This is a genomic window from Bradyrhizobium sp. ORS 285 (genome assembly GCF_900176205.1).
Classification (GTDB): Bacteria; Pseudomonadota; Alphaproteobacteria; order Rhizobiales; family Xanthobacteraceae; genus Bradyrhizobium.
This window is the reverse complement of sequence record NZ_LT859959.1, coordinates 6,066,890-6,085,073: the sequence shown is the minus strand read 5'-3', so window position 1 is coordinate 6,085,073 and position 18,184 is coordinate 6,066,890. Positions and strand designations below refer to the sequence as shown.

Sequence of the window (18,184 nt, the reverse complement as noted above, 5' to 3'; positions counted from 1 at the left end):
TGCAGTCCTCATTCGCCCACCAACATATGGTAGCTGCCTCTGCCTGTCGCTACGATGAACGGCGATTTATGATCGCAGGAAGGCCTCGAGGCGGGCAAACAGCGGATTCTCGCGGTCGAGCACGTAGTCCAGCGAGGCCACCGAGACGGTCTCGGCGCCGTGCGCGCGCAGGAAGCTGCCGAGCGCGTAGATCTGCGCGGGCGGGCAGTGCAGGGTCAGCATGCCCGACGAGGTCGGGCCGCCGAACGGTGCGACCACGCCGAAGCGGTTGTGCGCCTCGGTCAGCATTGCTGCGTCGCAACCTTTGAAGCGGGTGCGGACCTCGCGGTATTTCCTGGCGCGGGCGCTGGCATGGATATGATCCAGGATGATCCGCGCGCTCTCGCGCGGGCCCTCCGACCAGTCGGCGTCGCGCGAGGCGACGAGATTGGCCTGGCTGCGCAGGATGACGCCGTCATCCAGCACCTTCAGCCCGTTGGCGGCGAGCGTGGAGCCGGTGCTGGTGATGTCGACGATCAGCTCGGCGGTGCCGACGGCGGGCGCGCCCTCGGTGGCGCCGGCGCTCTCGACGATGCGGTAGTCGACAATCCCGTGACTCGCGAAGTAGCTGCGCGTCAGGTTGATGTATTTGGTGGCGACGCGCATGCGGCGATTGTGCTGGGCGCGGAAGCCGGTGGTGACGTCGTCGAGATCGGCCATGGTGCGGACGTCGATCCACGCCTGCGGCACCGCGACCACGACATTGGCGCCGCCGAAGCCGAGCGTATCGATCAGCAGCACACGCTTGTCGGCATCGGCGATGCCTTCACGGACGAGATCTTCGCCCGTGACGCCGAGATGCACTGTGCCGCGCGCCAGCTGCGAGACGATCTCACTCGCAGAGAGATAGGCGATCTCGACATTGTCGAGGCCCGAGATGGTGCCGCGATAGTCGCGCGCGCCGCCCGGCTTGGACAGGTTCAGCCCGGCGCGGCCAAAGAACGCCTCAGCATTCTCCTGCAGGCGGCCCTTCGAGGGAACGGCGAGGACGAGGGGGCCGCTCATGATGCTCTCCCGCGCGCGGCCTTGCCCGCGGCGCTGCTTTGGGCCAGGCGCTCGATCCAGATCGAGAAGCCGACGGCCGGAATGGACGTGGCTGCGCCGAGCTGGCTGAGCAGCCCGTCATAGCGACCGCCCGCGACCAGCGGCTCGTCGCCATTGCCGGGATGGTGCAGCTCGAATTCGAAGCCGGTGTAGTAGTCGAGGCCGCGGCCGAAAGACGTGGCGAAGCGCACCTTGCCGACATCGATGCCGCGCTGGGCCATGAAGCCGGTGCGCGCTTCCAGCGCATCGATCGCGGCGGAGATGTCGAGCTTGGCGTCAGCGGCGAGCGCGCGGAGCTGCTGGACGGCCTCTGCCGGGCTGCCGGTGATGGCGAGGAAACGCTTAATGCGGTCGAGCGCGTCGCGCGGCAGCGCGCCGCCCTTCAGGGTGGACTGCTCCAGGAAGCGATCGGCAATCTCGGCCACCGAGCGGCCGCCCAACGCGGTAGCGCCGGCGATCGACATCAGGTCGGTGACGAGCGCCAGCGCCGCCTTGCGGTCGGAGCCGGCCAATGCTGCGAGCACGCCCTCATATTCGTTGCGCGGTGCGACTTCGGCGGTCGCCAGCCGCTCCAGGTCCTGCGCCAAGGTGCGCTTGCGGTTGAAATCCTTGATCAGCCGCCGCCGCCACACCGGGTAGAGATCGAGCGCGTCGATCAGCGCCGTGAACAGCGCGACGTCGCCGGTGCGGATCTCCACGTCGGCAAGCCCTGCCGCCGCCGTCGCCTCCATCGCCAGCGCCAGCATCTCGGCGTCGGCCGCCGGATGGTCCTTGCGGCCGAACGATTCGATGCCGGCCTGCAGGAACTCGCTCGGCCGGCCACTGCGGTATCGAAATACGGTTCCCAGATAACTGAACCCGGCCGGCTGGCCGGCTTGGGCCGAGGCGAGATAATCGCGGGCGACGGGAATGGTGAGGTCCGGCCGCAGGCAGAGCTCCTCGCCGCCCGTATCCGTGGTCAGATACAGGCTCTTGCGGATGTCCTCGCCGGAGAGGTCGAGGAAGGGCTCGGCCGGTTGCAGGATGGCCGGCTCGGCGCGCGCGTAGCCGGCGTCCGCGAAGGACTGCAGCAGCGTGTCCGCCCACGCGGCGGGTCCGGTCGGAGCGGGTCCGGTCATGTCGATCAGGTTCCAAACTGGATGGGCGCCCCTTCCGGGGCGGCGGCTGGCCTTAGCATGGTCATTTGACGGTTTCGACTGCGAATGGCCGAGGCCGGCCACAATCCGCGGGATGTCTTAACCGCCGCCTCCCTGCCAATCCCCGAGGGTCGCCTGGACCAAAGCGAGCGCGGCCACGCCCGCGGTATCCGCGCGCAGGATGCGAGGGCCGAGCGCCAGCCTGATCACGCGCGGCTGCCGCAGCAGGAGCTCCCGCTCCTCGGCCGCGAAGCCGCCTTCCGGGCCGATCAGCACGTCAATGCCGCCCGGCGCCTCATCGCGCAGCGCCTGCACTGGAGCGGCGACATCGGCGGCCTCGTCGCAGAACACCAGCAGCCGCGTGGCCGCGCGCTCGCGCAGAAAGCGCTCCAGCGGCACGGGATCCCTGACCTCGGCTAGGCTGAGAATGCCGCATTGCTCGGCCGCCTCGATCACGTTGGCGCGCATCCGCTCACCATTGACCCGCGCCACCTGGGTGTGCCGGGTGAGGATCGGCTCGAGCCGCGCGGCACCCATCTCGACCGCCTTCTGGACGACGTAGTCGAGCCTGGCGTGCTTGAGCGGAGCGAAGACATAGGCGATGTCGGGCAGCCGGTCCTGCGGCCGGATCCGCTGCTGGATCGCCAGGAGGTCGGGCCGCTTGCGGCCGGCGATCGCGGCCTGCCATTCGCCGTCACGGCCGTTGAAGACCAGCACCGAATCGCCCGCGCCGAGCCGCAGCACGTTGCCGAGATAGTTGCTCTGGTTGCGCTCCAGCGCGACCGCGCCGCCCTCTTTCAGGGGAGCGTCGACGTAAAGGCGCGGGGCGGTGAAGTCGTATTCAGGCATGGAAACGAGCTGCTGGCGATGATGACGCTTGCTTAGCTCACGGAGAGCAGGGCGGAAAGCCAGCACACCCCGCGTGAGCTGGACAAGGGATGGCGCGTTTCGGCCGCGCTGCCGACAGATTTGTCAGCTCGGATAGGGGCGGAAATGGCAGTCGTCCATTGGGGCGGGACTCCGGCGCTGCCGGAAGCCTTTGCGGGGGCTTGCGAGGAGAACGGCCGTGATCTCTAGACATTCGACTTGGGCTATCGCTGCGACCGTCGTGGTGGCGCTCTCCGGAGCTGTCAGGGCTGACGACAAGGCAGCCGCGCCCCAGCCGGCGAACCCTTCGGTCCCGGGAGGCGCTGGCGTGGCCGGCTTCCGTCCCCCCGAAAGCTGCCTGAAGGATTTCACCCCGTTGCGGGACGAGACCGCCCGCCGCGCCAAGCTGCTGAAGGCCGCGACCGGGCGCAGGTTTGCGCCGGGGGAGGCGTGTCAGCTGGTGCATGATTACGAGCTCGCCCAGACGAAAATGATCGATTACGCGGTGGCGCACGCCTCGTTGTGCGGCATCCCGGCCAAGATCACCGACCAGTTGAAGGCGAATCACGAAAATACCCTCACCGTGATGCGCAAGGTCTGCACGGCGACCTGAGCCTGGTTCCCGGCTCGACGTGGATGGGGGGCGCGACAGGCCGGTCCGGAGTTCCAGAGGACGAGTGGCGATTCTGCAGTGGCTGTCACGGCCAAGATGAACACAACGTGATCAGGCGGCGATTCGATCCCTTTTGAGGCCGCGCTGCGTCTCTCGGCCGCGGCTGCCCAAATCCGCGGTTGTGCCGGGCGGGCGGGAATCGTAAAAGCCCCTGATCGGATCGTGCTTTCGTCCGGAAGTGTTGAGGATTCTTGGTCTTGCCGGAGAACCAGCCTTGATCGTCCGCCATTCCATCGTGCCGCTCGCTGTCGCCGTCGTCATGCTCTCTGCCGGGCAGGTCGCGGCGCAAGGTGCGTTTCCCGCGCCGCTGCCGGGCCAGACGCAGACCAATTCGTCGTCATCGCCGTTCCCGCCCATCAACGGCAGCGCGCCTCCGCCGATGGCGGCGCCGGCGAATGCGTTCCCGCCTGCCGGTCCGGCCGCGTTCGGCGGCGGCGGAGGTGGTGGTTTCGGTGCGCCCCAGCAGGCCGGTCCGTCCGACAGCTGCATGAAGGATTTCGTGCCGCTGCGTGAGGAGGCCGAGCGCCGCGGCAAGCTGATCCAGGAGGCGAGCAAGAAGAAGGCGACGCCTGTCGAGGCCTGCAAGCTGTTCAAGAACTTCAGCCAGGCCGAGGTCAAGATGATCAAATACATCGAGGCCAACTCGGCGCGCTGCGGCATTCCCGGCCAGATCGCCGAACAGCTGAAGACCAACCACAAGGGCACCGAAGGCATTCAGCAGAAGGTCTGTAACGTCGCCGAGCAGATGCAGAAGGGCGGCGGACCGGCTCCCGCGCCCGGCCTCAGCGACGTGCTCGGCTCGTCGGCGGCCTTGCCCGAAGCCAATACGGCGAAGAAGGGCGGCTCGGCTTTCGACACGCTGACCGGCAACGTCCTCACCCGATGAGCGACACCGCCGTCCGCGTTGCAGACGCGACCGGCAATTGGGTCGATACGCTGGCGCCGGCCTGGAGCCGGCCGTATCTGCGGCTTGCCCGCTTTGATCGCCCGATCGGATCCTGGCTGCTGCTGATGCCATGCTGGTGGTCGGCCGCCCTGGCGGCCGGCATCTCCGGCGATCTCTCGATGCTCCCCGCATGGATCGTGCTGTATTTCGTCGGCGCCTTCGTCATGCGCGGCGCCGGCTGCACCTGGAACGACATCACCGACCGCGATCTCGACGCCAAGGTGGAGCGCACGCGCTCCCGTCCGATTCCGGCCGGGCAGGTCGGGGTGAAGCAGGCACTGGCCTTCCTGGTGGCGCAGGCCCTGATCGGCCTTGTGGTGCTGCTGCAGTTCAACCGTTTCGCGATCGGCACCGGCATCGCCTCGCTGCTGATCGTCGCGATCTACCCGTTCATGAAACGCGTCACCTGGTGGCCGCAGGTCGTGCTGGGCCTCGCCTTCTCGTGGGGCGCGCTGATGGGATTTGCCGTGGCGTTCGGGCGCCTCGATGCGACGGCGCTGCTGCTCTATGCCGGTTCGATTTCGTGGGTGATCGCCTATGACACGATCTACGCGCATCAGGACGCGGAAGATGACGCGCTGATCGGCATCAAATCGACGGCGCGGCTGTTCGCCGAACGCACGCATCTGGCGCTGGTGGTGTTCTATTCACTGGCGGTCGTGCTGATCGGGGCAGCCTTTGCCACGGCCCATGTGCATGTCGCAGCGTGGCTCGGTCTCGGCTGTTTCGCCGCACATCTCGGCTGGCAGGTTCGCCGGTTGAACACCGCGGATCCCGCGCTGTGCCTGCGGCTGTTCAAATCGAACCGCGATGCAGGCCTGCTGCTGTTCGCGGCTCTCCTGGTTGACGCGGTGCTCCGCGCGGCCTGATCAGGTCCGCGCGATGATCTCGTGCTCGCCGCGATAGATCGACGCGGGATTGAGCAGGTGCCCGACACGGCGACGCATCAGGAACCGCGGACGGCGCGCGCGGATGGCGTTGCGACGCCGGCGGCGGGGCGCAGCTTCGCGCCTCGGTTCTTGCAGTTGTGGCAGCGCGAAGGTCTCGCTCCACATCGCCCAGGCGGCGATGATGTCGTCCTGATCGTCGCTGACGCAGAGCGGGATGCTCAGCGAGGGGTCGCGATGCATCAGGATCAGCATCATCTGTGTGTCGTCGACCTCGCGCAGCGCGATGCCGAGGAAATCGCTGACCCGGAGATTCACGGCCATGCGCATGCCGCTGACGGCACGGCGCAGCACGACGCGCTCCCGGTGCAATTCGATCTGCCGGATCCCGCCATCGGCACGGATGTCGTGCGCGCTGTACGAGACGGGCAGGGAAAGGGGGTCGAGCCGCAGCACGCGGCTCGACCCAGCGGAATTGCTTCCGCCTGATGCTGTTTGACGCCTCACGGCTTGGTCTCCCCGCCGGGATTATTCTCCCGGTCGATGCGTGAGACCTTGCCACGCGCCTCGCCCGTATCAGCTTAAGATTGCTGGTTAATCAGATCTCACGCATGATCCTCTTACCGTCATGATTGACAACCGCTTGCCCCGCATGATTGACGAGACCTTGCCGATTTGCCGACAATCCGACGTGGTGCTGCCGCCCTGCTTGAAGTCGGCGTGAACAGGCCACATTTCGTCTGGATTGAGACGTCTTCGCCGCCCACCTGACATCGATCGGATCGTGTTCGTGACATCTTCTCCCTCAGCCGCTGCATCATCGACTTCAGCCCATTCAGACCTGCTCGATCAGTCCGCCCTGCGAACACTCGCCGAGCGGCTCGTCGAGGCTGCGAAGAAGGCCGGCGCCGATGCGGCCGATGCGATCGCAGTGCGCGGTATCTCGCAGGGCGTCGAGGTTCGTGACGGCCGGGTCGAGGAATCCGAGCGCTCGGAAGGCGACGATGTCGGCCTCCGGGTGCTGGTCGGCAAGCGCCAGGCGGTGGTCTCGACCAACGACGTCAGCGGCGACGGCGTGGCGCGGCTGGCGGAGCGCGCCGTGGCGATGGCGCGCGTGGCGCCAGACGACAAATATGTCGGCCTGGCCGATCCGGAGTTGCTGGCGCGTGACATTCCCGAACTCGATCTGCTCGACCCAGCGATCCCTGGCACCGCGGAGCTGGAGCGGCGTGCGCAGGAGGCGGAGGCTGCCGCACTTGCCGTGAAGGGCGTCACCAAATCCGGCGGCGCCTCGGCCTCGGCGGGCATCGGCGGCATGGTGCTGGTAACGAGCAGCGGCTTTCACGGCGCCTATCTGCGCTCGAGCCAGAGCATCTCGACCACGGCGATCTCCGGTGAAGGCACCGGCATGGAGCGCGACTACGACTACACGGCGGCGCCCCACGGCGCCGATCTGCTCGCCCCCGCGGCTGTCGGGCGCAGCGCCGGCGAGCGCGCCGTGGCGCGTGCCAATCCGCGCAAGGTCGCGACCTGCCAGGTCCCCGTGGTGTTCGATCCGCGCGTCTCCGGCTCGCTGGTCGGCCATCTCGTCGGCGCCATCAATGGTGCGTCGATCGCGCGCAAGACCAGCTTCCTGAAGGACAAGCTCGGCGCGCAGCTATTCGCCAAGGGCATCCGCATCATCGACGATCCCCTGCGTCCCCGCGGCCTGCGCTCGCAGCCGTTCGATGCCGAGGGCGTCAAGGTGAAGCAGACGGCGTTGATCGACGACGGCGTTCTCACCACCTGGCTGCTGGATTCCGCCACCGCGCGCGAACTCGGCCTGGTCACGACCGGCCACGCGCATCGCGGCGTGTCGTCCTCGCCGTCGCCGGGGCCGTTCAACCTGCATCTCGAAGCGGGCGTCGTCACCGCCCAGGAGCTGATCTCGGACATCAAGCAGGGCTTCTACGTCACCGACCTGATCGGCTCGGGCGTGAACGGCGTGACCGGCGACTACAGCCGCGGTGCCTCCGGCTTCTGGATCGAGAACGGCGAGATCGGTTATGCGGTCAGCGAAGTGACGATCGCCGGACATCTGTTCGAGATCTTCAAGTCGATGACCCCCGCCAGCGATCTCGAATTCCGCTATGGCGTCAATGCGCCGACCGTGCGCATCGAGGGATTGACGCTTGGCGGACGCTAAGATCGATAGCTCCGACGAGACGAGCCTGGCCGCGGATGCGGCGCTTCTCAAGGCGGTGGTGCGCGAGGCCGGCGAGCTGGCGCGCGCGATGTTCGGCACCGATCTGCGCAAATGGACCAAGAACGCGTCATCGCCCGTCTCCGAGGCCGACATGGCCGTCAATGCGCTGCTTGAACGCACATTGCGATCGGCGACGCCGGATTATGGCTGGCTGTCCGAGGAGAGCGCCGACGATCCCGCAAGGCTCGCGCGGTCGCGGGTCTGGATCGTCGATCCGATCGACGGCACGCGGTCCTATCTCGGCGGGCGCAACGATTGGTGCGTGAGCGTAGCTCTGGTCGAGAATGGGGCGCCCGTGCTGGCGGCCGTCCACGTCCCGATGAGCGAGGAGTTCTTCTTCGCTGCGCGGGGACGTGGCACGACGCTGAATGACGCGCCGGTCCACGCCGCGGCGGGACACGACATCGACTTCTCGCGCGTGGCCGGGCCGAAACCGCTGGTTGAGCGGCTGGCACCGGGATCGGCACGGATTGAGCTTCACCCGCGAATCGGGTCGTTGGCGCTCAGGCTGTGCCGTGTCGCCCATGGTGCGCTCGATGCCGCTTTTGCAGGCGGGCAAAGCCGCGATTGGGATCTTGCGGCGGCTCATCTGATCGTGCAGGAAGCGGGTGGTAAAATGAGCGCATTGTCCGGCGAGGCGATCGTCTATAATCGTCCCGACGTGGCCCATGGGGTGCTGGTAGCAGCGGGACGCGATCGACATGCTGACATCGTCAGCCATTATCGCCGGTTGCCGCAGAGCTGATCACACCCGTAAGGGATCGCGTCGCCCAAGCCGCCCGCAAGGCGCGTTGATAGGAAACGATACCGATGACAGATAGCGCCTCGCAGCAGCTCCTTCACCTCGTGATCGGCGGCGAGCTCGTCAACCTCGAAAAGAACGAGTTCAAGGATCTCGACAAGGTCGATATCGTCGGCGTCTATCCCAACTACGCTTCTGCTCACGCCGCTTGGCGGGCCAAGGCGCAGATGACCGTCGACAACGCCCATATGCGCTACTTCATCGTGCATCTGCACCGGCTGCTCGATCCCGGTCAGGACGCCAAGGCGTAAGACGAAGCTCACGACTTGAAACATCTGATCCGCAATACGCTGCGTAGCGGCTGGTTCCAGCGCGCCGTCGGGTTCCTCGCGGCCGAGTACCTGCGCCTGGTGTGGCTGACCAACCGCTTCACCTTCGAGCCGCCTGAGGTCTACGAGATCGTCGAGCCGCAGATGCCCGCGATCTTCGCGTTCTGGCACGGCCAGCATCTGCTGACGCCGTTCATCAGGAACAAGCCGAGCTACCGCGCCAAGGTGCTGATCTCCAAGCATCGCGACGGCGAGTTCAACGCGATCGCCGCGGAGCGGCTGGGGATCGGAACCATCCGCGGCTCGGGCGACCATGGCGGCTCCTTCCACCGCAAAGGTGGGGTCGGAGCGTTCAGGGAGATGGTGCAGGCGCTCGAAGACAACTATAATGTTGCATCGACCGCCGATGTGCCGAAGCGCGCGCGGATCGCAGGCCTCGGCATCATCATGCTCGCGCGTGAGTCAGGACGTCCGATCATGCCCTTCGCAATGGTCACGAGCCGCTTCGTCCGCCTGAAGAACTGGGACAGCACCACCATCAATCTGCCATTCGGCCGCGGCGCATTGGTGGGGATCAAGGAAATCAACGTGCCGCGTGATGCCGACGCTGCCATGATGGAGCAGGCGCGCCTCGACCTCGAGGCCACGCTGAACGAGTGCATGCGCCGCGCCTATGAGATCGTCGGCCGGCCCGAGGCATGCCCGCCCCCGGTGACATCGGGTGCCGACAGTGGCTAGCCCGCTGCCGATGGCCCTGCGCGTGTACCGCGGGTTGTCCTCGGCGGCGGTGCCGCTCGCGCCGGCTCTGATCCGGCAGCGCCTCAAGCACGGCAAGGAAGATCCTGAGCGGACGGACGAGCGGCGGGGCCTGAGCCACGATACGCGCCCCGAGGGACCGCTGGTGTGGATCCACGGCGCCAGCGTCGGCGAAGTGCTGGCCGCGGCGGCGCTGATCGAGCGGCTGCGTGCGCTCAACATCCGCATCCTCATCACTTCAGGAACGGTCACCTCGGCCGCGATCGTTGCCAAGCGCTTCCCGCCCGACGTGATCCATCAATACGTGCCCTATGACACGCCGCGCTTCGTCAAGCGGTTTCTCGATCACTGGCGTCCCTCGCTCGGGCTGTTCATCGAATCCGACCTCTGGCCCAACCTGATCCTGGCCGGCGCCTCGCACCGGGTGCCGATGGTGGTGATCAACGGCCGCATGTCACCGCGCTCGTTCCCGCGCTGGCGGCGCATGGCGGGCACGATCTCCGCGCTGCTCGGACGCTTCGATCTGTTCCTGGCGCAGTCGCAGGCCGATGCCGACCGGTTCTCCGCGCTCGGCGCGCGCAACGTCGTCACGACCGGCAATCTGAAGCTCGACGTGCCGGCGCCGCCCGCCGATCCCGTGAAGCTCGATCGCCTCACCGCGATGACGCGCGGCCGTCCCGTGATCGTCGCCGCGTCGACCCATCCCGGCGAAGAAGAGATCCTGATTGCAACTCACAAGGTGCTCTCAGGGATCTATCCGTCACTGCTCACGGTGATCGTGCCGCGTCATCCGCATCGCGGTCCCGCCGTCGCCGAACTCATCGCCGGCGCAGGGTTGCAGGCCGCCTTGCGCTCGCGCGAGGAGCCGCCGCTCGCAGGCACCGATATCTACGTCGCGGATACGATGGGCGAGCTCGGCCTGTTCTACCGGCTGGCGCCGGTCGTGTTCATGGGTGGCTCGCTGGTCGAGCATGGCGGCCAGAACCCGATCGAAGCCGTCAAGCTCGGCGCGGCCATCGTGCACGGGCCGCACGTCTTCAACTTCACCGACGTCTATGAGGCGCTGGACAGGGCGGCCGGTGCGCGGCTCGCGCATGATCCGGACGCGCTGGTGCGGCAGCTCCGCCAACTGCTGGCGGACCCCGCGGCCTGCAACAGCCTGGTCGCCGAGGGATCGCGCGTCGTCGATCAGCTCGGTGGCGCGCTGGAGCGAACGCTGTCCGCGCTCGAGCCGTATCTGCTGCAGATCAGGCTGGAGATGGGGACCGCCGGCGATGCGTGAGCCGGCCTTCTGGCATCGGCCCCGATCCTGGCAATCGCGTCTGCTGTCTCCGCTCTCGATGCTCTACGGCACCGTCGCCGCGCGCCGGATGCGGCAGCCGGGGATCGCGGCCGGTCTGCCGGTGATCTGCGTCGGCAACTTCCATGTCGGCGGCGCCGGCAAAACGCCGACGGTGCTGGCGCTGACCAACCTGCTGCGCGAGCTCGGCGAGCGGCCGGTCGTGCTGAGCCGCGGCTATGGCGGCCGGTTGCGCGGGCCGGTGGTGGTCGACCCAACGACTCACAATGCCGCCGATGTCGGCGACGAGCCGCTGATGATGGCGTCCCATGTGCCGGTCGTGGTGTCGCGCAATCGCGCTGACGGCATCGGCCTGATCAAGGCGCAGGGCGCTTCCGTCATCCTGATGGACGACGGATTTCAGAACCCGTCGATCACCAAGGACCTCGCTCTGATCGTGATCGATGGCGCGCGCGGGCTCGGCAATGCCAGGGTGTTTCCCGCGGGGCCGCTGCGCGCGCCGCTGCCGCCGCAGCTGGCTCGGACAGATGCGCTGCTGGTGGTGGGGGACGGGGACGCGGGTGACGTCGTCGCGTCAAGCGTCGCTGCCCAGGGAAAGCCGGTCTTCAGGGCCCGTCTGCAGCCGGACGCAGAGGTCATCGCTGCGCTGGCGGGACGGCCGCTCATGGCGTTCGCCGGGATCGGTGATCCCCAGCGCTTCTTCCGGACCCTTCGCGCCAGCGGGCTCGACGTCAAGGCCGAGCGCGCCTTTCCCGACCATCATCCGTTTTCGTCGGAGGATATCGTTTCTCTGAAGGAGCAGGCCAGGCATCAGGGCTTGGCGCTGGTGACGACCGAGAAAGACTTGGTGCGGCTTGGCGGCAGCGGATCAGCTCATGCCGACTTCGGCATCGCCGCCTTCCCGGTGACGCTGCAATTCAAGGATCAAGCTGCGGTGCGCAGCTACGTCACGCAACGGCTGTCGGCGCTGACAAAGCGCTAGACTAGCCGTTCGCCTTCAGCGCGCCGGGATAATGCCGCTGCAGCACCGCGCTCGGCACCGCATAGGCCTCCTGCAGGTCGACGCTCCAATATTTCAGCTCGTCGAGTGGTATCCGTGCATCGGTGACCGCACAGCGCACATAGCTTCCCGGCGAGATCACGCGGAAATCACCATCCAGATACTGCACCTGCGCTTCCCCCTGACCCGAGGGACCGAACTTGTTGAGCACGTCCGCGATCTCCACTCCCTGTACGCCGCCAAAGTGCGCACAACCTGATGATGTCAGGTGATTTCAGTAGCATAGATAGGGGAAGCTGTCGCTTGCGCAAACCCACCGATTTGTGATGCGGCGGCCGGAGGGGCCGTGCTAGCTAGGTTTCAGGTCTCCGCCGCTTGTCTTCCCCGGCTGGTTTGATGCGCTTCCTCACCACCGTCGTCGTTGCTCTGCTCTGCGCCACGGCATCGGCGGCCTCCGCCGAGCCGTCGCCCGTTGCGGTCGAGATTCCCTCCGACAATTACGTGTTGCACGCGCAGCTTTACCGCCCGAGCGGGAAGGGACCGTTTCCGACCGTGATCGCGCTGCATGGCTGCGGCGGGCTCGCTGGCCGCAGCGAGCCGGTGCAGCCGCGCTACCGCGACTGGGCGCTGGATCTCGTCAAGGACGGCAAGGCGGTGCTGCTGCCGGACAGCTACGGCTCGCGCGGGCTCGGGCCGCAATGCCGGGTCAAGGACCGCCGCATCAGCGGCCGGCGCGAGCGCGTCGCCGATATCGTGATCGCGCAGAAATGGCTGCTGCAGCAATCCTGGGCGATGCCGGACCGCATCAGCCTGGTCGGCTGGGCGAGCGGGGCCAGCGCGCTGCTGTGGGCGGTGCGGCCGCAATTGCCCGACCATGCCTCGCCGGACTTCCGTGCGGCCGTCGCGTTCTATCCGGATTGCCGGGCCTCGTCGGGCCTGGGCTGGAGCGCGCGCGTCCCGACGCTGATCCTGATCGGCGGGCTCGACGATGTCTATTCGCCGCCGGCGTGCCGACAGATGATCGACGGCGCACGCGGGCGCAGTGCGTTGACCCGCATCGTGGTCTATCCCGGCGCCTATCATGATTTCGACCGGCTCAATCTGCCGGTGCATCAGGTCGCGGGCGCCGATGCCGCCGCGCCCGAGCGCGGCCATGTCGGCTCTGATCCGGAAGCCCGTGCCGACGCACAGAAGCTTGTCGCCGACTGGCTGGCGCGCTGATCTGTCCTTAGAACAGGCTGCCTTGATCAGCGGGATCAGGCGTGCGCTTCGGCGCGGTCGGCTTGCTGTCCCGCACGGGCTTCGGCGCAGCCGGGGCTGACGTCGGAGCAGGGCTTCCAGCGCCGGCTGTCGCTGCGATCCTGCCGTCCGCGAACTCCAGCGACAGGGCCGCGCCGGCCTCGATGCCCGCTGCCTGATGCAAGGGATGGCCAGCTTCGTCGCGCACCAATGCAAAGCCGCGCGCCAGCACGCTGCGATAGGACAGCGCCGACAGCAATTGGCCCGCGTGATCGGTGCGTGCCCGTAAGCGCAGGATCGATGTTGCCAGCGCACGGCTGGCGCGATCGGCGAGCCGCTCGGTGCGGTCGCGCTCGCGTGCGATCGCCTGCCGCTTGGCCTGCGCATAAGCGAGCCGCGAGGCCTTGAAGCGCGCATCGAGCGCTTCGAACCGCTCGCGTCGCCGATGCAGCAGGCTGCGCGCGGAGAGCGACAGCCGCTCGGACGAGACGACGAGGCGATGATCGGCCTGCGTGATCTGTCCATGCAGCACGCGTAGCGTCAGCTTGGCGCTGGCCGCGGCGAACTGGCGGAAATGGACGTGCGTGTTGGTCTTGAGCGCGCGCGGCAGGCTGGCCGCCGCGGCATCCAGCCGCTGCTGCGGGATCGCGAGCAGGTCGCTCGGACCGGGCAAAGCGCGCGCCGCGGCGCGCAGCTCGTTGCGGCGGCTCTCCTGCCCGCGCTGCCAGCAGACGCTGACGCGGCGGGCGAGGCTCGCGACCTCCTGCATGAGTTCGCTGCGCACCGGCACCGCCATTTCGGCCGCAGCCGTCGGAGTCGGTGCGCGCTTGTCGGCGGCGAAATCAATCAGGGTGACGTCGGTCTCGTGGCCGACCGCGGAGATCAGCGGGATCATGCTCTCCGCGGCGGCGCGAACCACGATCTCCTCGTTGAACGACCAGAGATCCTCCAACGAGCCGCCGCCGCGTGCGACGATCAGCACGTCGGGGCGCGGAATTGGGCCATCCTCCGGCAGGTCGTTGAAGCCGCGAATCGCGGCCGCGACCTGCTCGGCCGAGCCCTCGCCCTGCACCTTGACCGGCCACACCAGCACGCGACGGGGGAAGCGATCCTCCAGCCGGTGCAGGATGTCGCGGATGACGGCGCCGGTCGGCGAGGTGACGACGCCGATCACCTCCGGCAGCCATGGCAGCAGCTGCTTGCGCGCGGGATCGAACAGGCCCTCGGCGCCGAGCTTCTTCTTGCGCTCCTCCATCAGCGCCATCAGCGCGCCGATGCCGGCCGGCTCCAGCGCCTCGATGACGATCTGGTACTTCGAGGAATTCGGATAGGTCGTGAGCTTGCCGGTCGCGATGACCTCGAGCCCCTCCTGGGGCTTGAAGCGCATGCGGCCATGCACGCCCTTCCAGATGACTGCTTCGATCTTGGCGCTCTCGTCCTTGAGCGCGAAATAGCAATGGCCCGAGGAATGCGGTCCGCGAAAACCGGTGATCTCGCCGCGCACCCGGACATGCCCGAACTGGTCCTCGACCGTGCGTTTCAGCGCGGAGGACAGCTCGGTGACGGTGAATTCGGGCGCGTTGGGCAGGGCTTCCGCAGGCGGCATTGCTGGCTGATTCGGGTTTGGGAGCAGCTGCCAAAGTAGGGGCTTTCGGTCGCCTCCGCCAATCAAGCGGTTGTCTTTTCGAGAGCTCTGTTATACAGAGTGCTCTATTAAGGGCGAGCAGGGGGTACGGATGAGAGCCGTCAAAATCGTGTTTCGGCTGGTTGGCTTCGGTCTCGGCTTCGTTGGGGCTGTGGCGCTGATCCTCGGCGGAATGCTCGCGACCCCGCTGGTGCGCCCACCGGAGCTGAAGTCGATCTCCGAGACGGCCGGCCGCGTCGACCGCAGCACCATGCCTTCTTTGCAGCGCTTCAGCGCCCGCGACGGCACCGAGCTCGCCTATCGTCACTACCCGGCACGCGCGACGCCGGTCGGCAAGGTCGCCATCCTGGTCCACGGCTCCTCGGGCTCCAGCGTCGCCGTGCATGCGCTCGCCGATGGACTGGCGGCGAAGGGAATCGAAACCTTCGCGCCCGACATCCGCGGCCATGGCGGCTCCGGCACCCGCGGCGACATCGGCTACAGCGGCCAGCTCGAAAACGACCTCGCCGATCTCGTGGCCGAGGTGAGAAAGTCGGTGCCGACGCAGCCCATCTTGCTGCTCGGCCATTCCGCCGGCGGCGGCTTCGCCCTGCGCGTCGCTGGTTCGCCGATCCAGGATCTGTTCGCGCGCACCGTGCTGCTGGCGCCTTATCTCGGCTATGATGCGCCGACCAATCGCGACAATTCCGGCGGCTGGGCGAGCCCCGACATTCCGCGCATCCTTGCGCTGGGCTTTCTGAGCCGTGCCGGCCTGCCATGCTGCGAGGCGCTGCCCGCATTGGCTTTCGCCGTCCGGCCGAACGCGGAGAAGTATGTCGTCCCGGCCTACAGCTATCGGCTGTTTCGCAATTTCGCGACCGCCGGCTACAAGGCCGATCTCACCGCGGCGAAGCATCCGGTCACCGTGATTGCGGGCGCCGCTGACGAGCTGATGCTTGCGGACAAATATGCCGACGCGGTGCATGCGCTCGCGCCCGCTGTTGACGTCAAGCTGGTCGCTGGCGTCAATCACATGGAGATCGTGTCGGCGCCTGAAGCCGTCGCTGCGATCGCCGAGGACGTGGCCACGCGCTAGAGGTTTCGAACCACATGATCGACCGTCTGGAAGCCGCCCGCGCCCTCGATGACATCAAGGACATCACGAGGCGCGTGCGCCAGTCGCAGATCTACAGGCTCTCCAGCCTGCTGATGATCCTGTGGGGCGCGCTGGTCTTTGCCGGCAATCTCGTCACCTATCTGACGCCGGTCTACGCCGACAAGACATGGCTCGCGGTCTACGTGCTCGGGATCGTCGGATCGGTCGTGCTGGGGGCGGCGGAGAAGGCGCGATCGGGCATGGGCAGCTTCGACGTCAGGCCGCTGTTCGCTTTCGTGATGTTGTTCGCCTTCGGCTTCTTCGTCGAGACCATCGGCCATTTCGGCCCGCGCCAGATGGGCGCGTTCTGGCCGATCTATTTCATGCTGTTCTATTGCCTTGCGGGCCTGTGGTTCGGCATCGCGTTCACGATCTTCGGGCTCGGAATCATCGTGCTGACCCTGATCGGCTACGCCTTCGTCGGCGCGGCGTTTCCGCTGTGGATGGCCGTCGTCAATGGCGTCGGCCTGATCGTGGGCGGCCTTTGGATGCGGCGGGGCTAGCGGCCTTGGCGGAGCTCGACGAGATCATCCACCAGCCGCTGCGACTCAGAATCATGGCGGCGCTGAATGCGCTGCCGGCCGGCACAGGTCTGGAATTCGTCCGGCTGAAGAAGCTGACCGGGGCGACTGACGGCAATCTCGGCGCCCATATCGAGACGCTGGCCCGCGCCGGCTACGTCACCGTGGACAAGGCCTTCGTCGGCAAGAAGCCGCAGACCACCGTGAGGCTGGCCTCCTCCGGCCGGACGGCGTTTGCCCGCCACGTCGCCAGCCTGCAGGAAATCATCGCCGGGACGGCTGCCAAACCGCCGGAGCCATGATTTGACTCTGCTGCAAGGGCCGGGCAATTGGGGCCTCCAAATTGACCCTTTCCCCCTGTGACGGCATCGACGATGAACATTCTCCTCATTGGTTCCGGCGGCCGCGAGCATGCGCTCGCCTGGAAGCTTGCCGGCTCCCCGCTGCTCACCAAGCTCTGGTGCGCGCCCGGCAATGCGGGGATTGCCAAGGAGGCCGAATGCGTGGCGCTCGATGTCGCCGATCATGCGGCGGTGATCGACTTCTGCAAGGCTAATAAGGTCGACCTGGTGGTGGTCGGGCCGGAGACGCCGCTGGCCGCGGGCATCGTCGACGATGTCGAGGCCGCCGGGATCAAGATTTTCGGGCCGCGCAAACTCGCCGCCCAGCTCGAAGGCTCCAAGGGCTTCACCAAGGATCTCTGCGCCGAATACGGCATTCCGACCGGCGCCTATGGTCGCTTCGACAATGCGCCGGAGGCGCTGGCCCATGTCCGCGAGCATGGCGCGCCGATCGTCGTGAAGGCCGACGGGCTGGCGGCAGGCAAGGGCGTCGTGGTCGCCAAGACGCTGGCCGAGGCCGAGGACGCAGTGCGGATAATGTTCGACGGCGGCTTCGGTGTCGCCGGCACCGAGGTCGTCATCGAGGAGTTTCTCGAGGGGCGCGAGGTCTCGTTCTTCGCGCTGTGCGACGGCGAGACGGCGATTCCGCTGGCTTCGGCGCAGGACCACAAGCGCGTGTTCGATCACGACCAGGGGCCGAACACCGGCGGCATGGGCGCCTATTCGCCGACCCCGTTCGTGACGCAGGCGATCCATGACGAGATCATGAAAAAGATCATCCTGCCGACCATCGCCGGGATGAATGCGCGCGGCACGCCGTTCAAGGGCATCCTCTATGCCGGACTGATGCTGACCGCGCAGGGGCCCAAGCTGTTCGAATACAACGTCCGCTTCGGCGATCCGGAATGTCAGGTGCTGATGCTGCGCATGATGTCCGACCTGGTGCCGGCGCTGCTGGCGGCCTGCGACGGGCAGCTGAAGAATTTCGACCTGCGCTGGTTTCCGGAGCCGGCCGTCACGGTGGTCATGGCGGCGAAGGGCTATCCCGGCGACTACAAGAAAGGCGGCGTGATCGAGGGCCTCGACGAGGCCGCCAAGATTGCGGGCGTGGAAATCTTTCATGCAGGCACCATCGCGAAGGACGGAGCGATCATCGCCAACGGCGGGCGCGTGCTGAATGTCTGCGCCTCCGGCAAGACGGTGGAAGAGGCGCAGCAGCGGGCCTATCAGGCCGTCGACCGCATCATTTGGTCCGACGGTTTCTGTCGCCGCGACATCGCCTGGCAGGCGGTCGCGCAGGAGCGCGGCGACGCCTGAGCGGATCAGTGACGGAGTTCCC

At 67.1% G+C, this 18,184-nt stretch carries 20 protein-coding genes; 14 read left to right on the top strand and 6 right to left on the bottom strand.

The features are described 5' to 3' along the window. Positions 1 to 66: 66 nt before the first annotated feature. From hisG to BRAD285_RS27400, 3 genes are all read right to left on the bottom strand, one after another. Positions 67 to 1,044 carry an ATP phosphoribosyltransferase gene (gene hisG / locus BRAD285_RS27410; RefSeq protein WP_006610375.1) on the bottom strand — a complete coding sequence of 326 codons (978 nt, stop codon included), beginning with the start codon at positions 1,042 to 1,044 and terminating at the stop codon, positions 67 to 69. Further along, a complete protein-coding gene (locus BRAD285_RS27405; protein WP_006610376.1) occupies positions 1,041 to 2,201 on the bottom strand; it encodes an ATP phosphoribosyltransferase regulatory subunit in 1,161 nt (386 codons plus the stop codon). The genes hisG and BRAD285_RS27405 overlap by 4 nt, the downstream gene beginning before the upstream one ends. 117 nt (positions 2,202 to 2,318) lie before the next feature. Beyond that, positions 2,319 to 3,068: a 16S rRNA (uracil(1498)-N(3))-methyltransferase gene (locus BRAD285_RS27400; RefSeq protein WP_006610377.1), complete on the bottom strand. Its 750-nt coding sequence runs from the start codon at positions 3,066 to 3,068 to the stop codon at positions 2,319 to 2,321. Positions 3,069 to 3,414: 346 nt separating this feature from the next. Here BRAD285_RS27400 and BRAD285_RS27395 point away from each other — a divergent pair, with 346 nt between their 5' ends. The 3 genes from BRAD285_RS27395 to ubiA all read left to right on the top strand — a co-directional run bounded on the left by BRAD285_RS27395 (position 3,415) and on the right by ubiA (position 5,574). Then, positions 3,415 to 3,699: a hypothetical protein gene (locus BRAD285_RS27395; RefSeq protein WP_244422102.1), complete on the top strand. Its 285-nt coding sequence runs from the start codon at positions 3,415 to 3,417 to the stop codon at positions 3,697 to 3,699. A gap of 274 nt (positions 3,700 to 3,973) precedes the next feature. Further along, positions 3,974 to 4,645, top strand: coding sequence for a hypothetical protein (locus BRAD285_RS27390; RefSeq protein WP_006610379.1), 672 nt, complete (start codon positions 3,974 to 3,976; stop codon positions 4,643 to 4,645). Next, on the top strand, positions 4,642 to 5,574 hold the full coding sequence (gene ubiA, locus BRAD285_RS27385) for a 4-hydroxybenzoate octaprenyltransferase (RefSeq protein WP_006610380.1): 933 nt from the start codon (positions 4,642 to 4,644) through the stop codon (positions 5,572 to 5,574). Before BRAD285_RS27390 ends, ubiA begins: the two co-directional genes overlap by 4 nt. Here the strand turns inward: ubiA and BRAD285_RS27380 are convergent, their stop codons facing one another. After that, on the bottom strand, positions 5,575 to 6,099 hold the full coding sequence (locus tag BRAD285_RS27380) for a DUF6101 family protein (protein WP_006610381.1): 525 nt from the start codon (positions 6,097 to 6,099) through the stop codon (positions 5,575 to 5,577). A 283-nt stretch (positions 6,100 to 6,382) separates the two neighbouring features. Between BRAD285_RS27380 and BRAD285_RS27375 the strand changes: the two genes are divergently transcribed. From BRAD285_RS27375 to lpxK, 6 genes are all read left to right on the top strand, one after another. Beyond that, a complete protein-coding gene (locus BRAD285_RS27375) occupies positions 6,383 to 7,777 on the top strand; it encodes a TldD/PmbA family protein (protein WP_006610382.1) in 1,395 nt (464 codons plus the stop codon). Next, on the top strand, positions 7,764 to 8,582 hold the full coding sequence (locus tag BRAD285_RS27370; RefSeq protein ID WP_035645147.1) for a 3'(2'),5'-bisphosphate nucleotidase CysQ: 819 nt from the start codon (positions 7,764 to 7,766) through the stop codon (positions 8,580 to 8,582). The genes BRAD285_RS27375 and BRAD285_RS27370 overlap by 14 nt, the downstream gene beginning before the upstream one ends. Before the next feature lie 65 nt (positions 8,583 to 8,647). Continuing rightward, positions 8,648 to 8,890, top strand: coding sequence for a DUF4170 domain-containing protein (locus BRAD285_RS27365; protein ID WP_006610384.1), 243 nt, complete (start codon positions 8,648 to 8,650; stop codon positions 8,888 to 8,890). A gap of 15 nt (positions 8,891 to 8,905) precedes the next feature. Next, positions 8,906 to 9,646 carry a lysophospholipid acyltransferase family protein gene (locus BRAD285_RS27360; RefSeq protein WP_006610385.1) on the top strand — a complete coding sequence of 247 codons (741 nt, stop codon included), beginning with the start codon at positions 8,906 to 8,908 and terminating at the stop codon, positions 9,644 to 9,646. Then, a complete protein-coding gene (locus BRAD285_RS27355) occupies positions 9,639 to 10,946 on the top strand; it encodes a 3-deoxy-D-manno-octulosonic acid transferase (RefSeq protein WP_006610386.1) in 1,308 nt (435 codons plus the stop codon). The genes BRAD285_RS27360 and BRAD285_RS27355 overlap by 8 nt, the downstream gene beginning before the upstream one ends. Then, a complete protein-coding gene (lpxK, locus tag BRAD285_RS27350) occupies positions 10,939 to 11,946 on the top strand; it encodes a tetraacyldisaccharide 4'-kinase (RefSeq protein ID WP_006610387.1) in 1,008 nt (335 codons plus the stop codon). The genes BRAD285_RS27355 and lpxK overlap by 8 nt, the downstream gene beginning before the upstream one ends. A gap of 1 nt (position 11,947) precedes the next feature. Here lpxK and BRAD285_RS27345 read toward each other — a convergent pair whose 3' ends face one another. After that, entirely contained in the window at positions 11,948 to 12,175 is a 228-nt protein-coding gene (locus BRAD285_RS27345) for a DUF2093 domain-containing protein (protein ID WP_035643273.1), read from the bottom strand. Between the two features lie 185 nt (positions 12,176 to 12,360). Here BRAD285_RS27345 and BRAD285_RS27340 point away from each other — a divergent pair, with 185 nt between their 5' ends. After that, the gene (locus BRAD285_RS27340; protein WP_006610389.1) at positions 12,361 to 13,185 is read left to right on the top strand and encodes a dienelactone hydrolase family protein; all 825 of its coding nucleotides are present in this window, start codon (positions 12,361 to 12,363) and stop codon (positions 13,183 to 13,185) included. 7 nt (positions 13,186 to 13,192) lie between these two features. On the opposite strand, the gene xseA is transcribed toward BRAD285_RS27340, so the two are convergent. Further along, positions 13,193 to 14,809 carry an exodeoxyribonuclease VII large subunit gene (gene xseA / locus BRAD285_RS27335; protein ID WP_006610390.1) on the bottom strand — a complete coding sequence of 539 codons (1,617 nt, stop codon included), beginning with the start codon at positions 14,807 to 14,809 and terminating at the stop codon, positions 13,193 to 13,195. Between the two features lie 130 nt (positions 14,810 to 14,939). Here xseA and BRAD285_RS27330 point away from each other — a divergent pair, with 130 nt between their 5' ends. From BRAD285_RS27330 to purD, 4 genes are all read left to right on the top strand, one after another. Further along, positions 14,940 to 15,923, top strand: a complete 984-nt coding sequence (locus tag BRAD285_RS27330; RefSeq protein ID WP_050886779.1) for an alpha/beta hydrolase — start codon at positions 14,940 to 14,942, stop codon at positions 15,921 to 15,923. A gap of 14 nt (positions 15,924 to 15,937) precedes the next feature. Beyond that, positions 15,938 to 16,486, top strand: coding sequence for a hypothetical protein (locus tag BRAD285_RS27325; RefSeq protein WP_006610392.1), 549 nt, complete (start codon positions 15,938 to 15,940; stop codon positions 16,484 to 16,486). 5 nt (positions 16,487 to 16,491) lie between these two features. Beyond that, positions 16,492 to 16,806: a transcriptional regulator gene (locus BRAD285_RS27320; protein WP_006610393.1), complete on the top strand. Its 315-nt coding sequence runs from the start codon at positions 16,492 to 16,494 to the stop codon at positions 16,804 to 16,806. 72 nt (positions 16,807 to 16,878) lie between these two features. After that, a complete protein-coding gene (gene purD, locus BRAD285_RS27315; protein WP_006610394.1) occupies positions 16,879 to 18,162 on the top strand; it encodes a phosphoribosylamine--glycine ligase in 1,284 nt (427 codons plus the stop codon). The last annotated feature ends 22 nt before the right edge of the window (positions 18,163 to 18,184 follow it).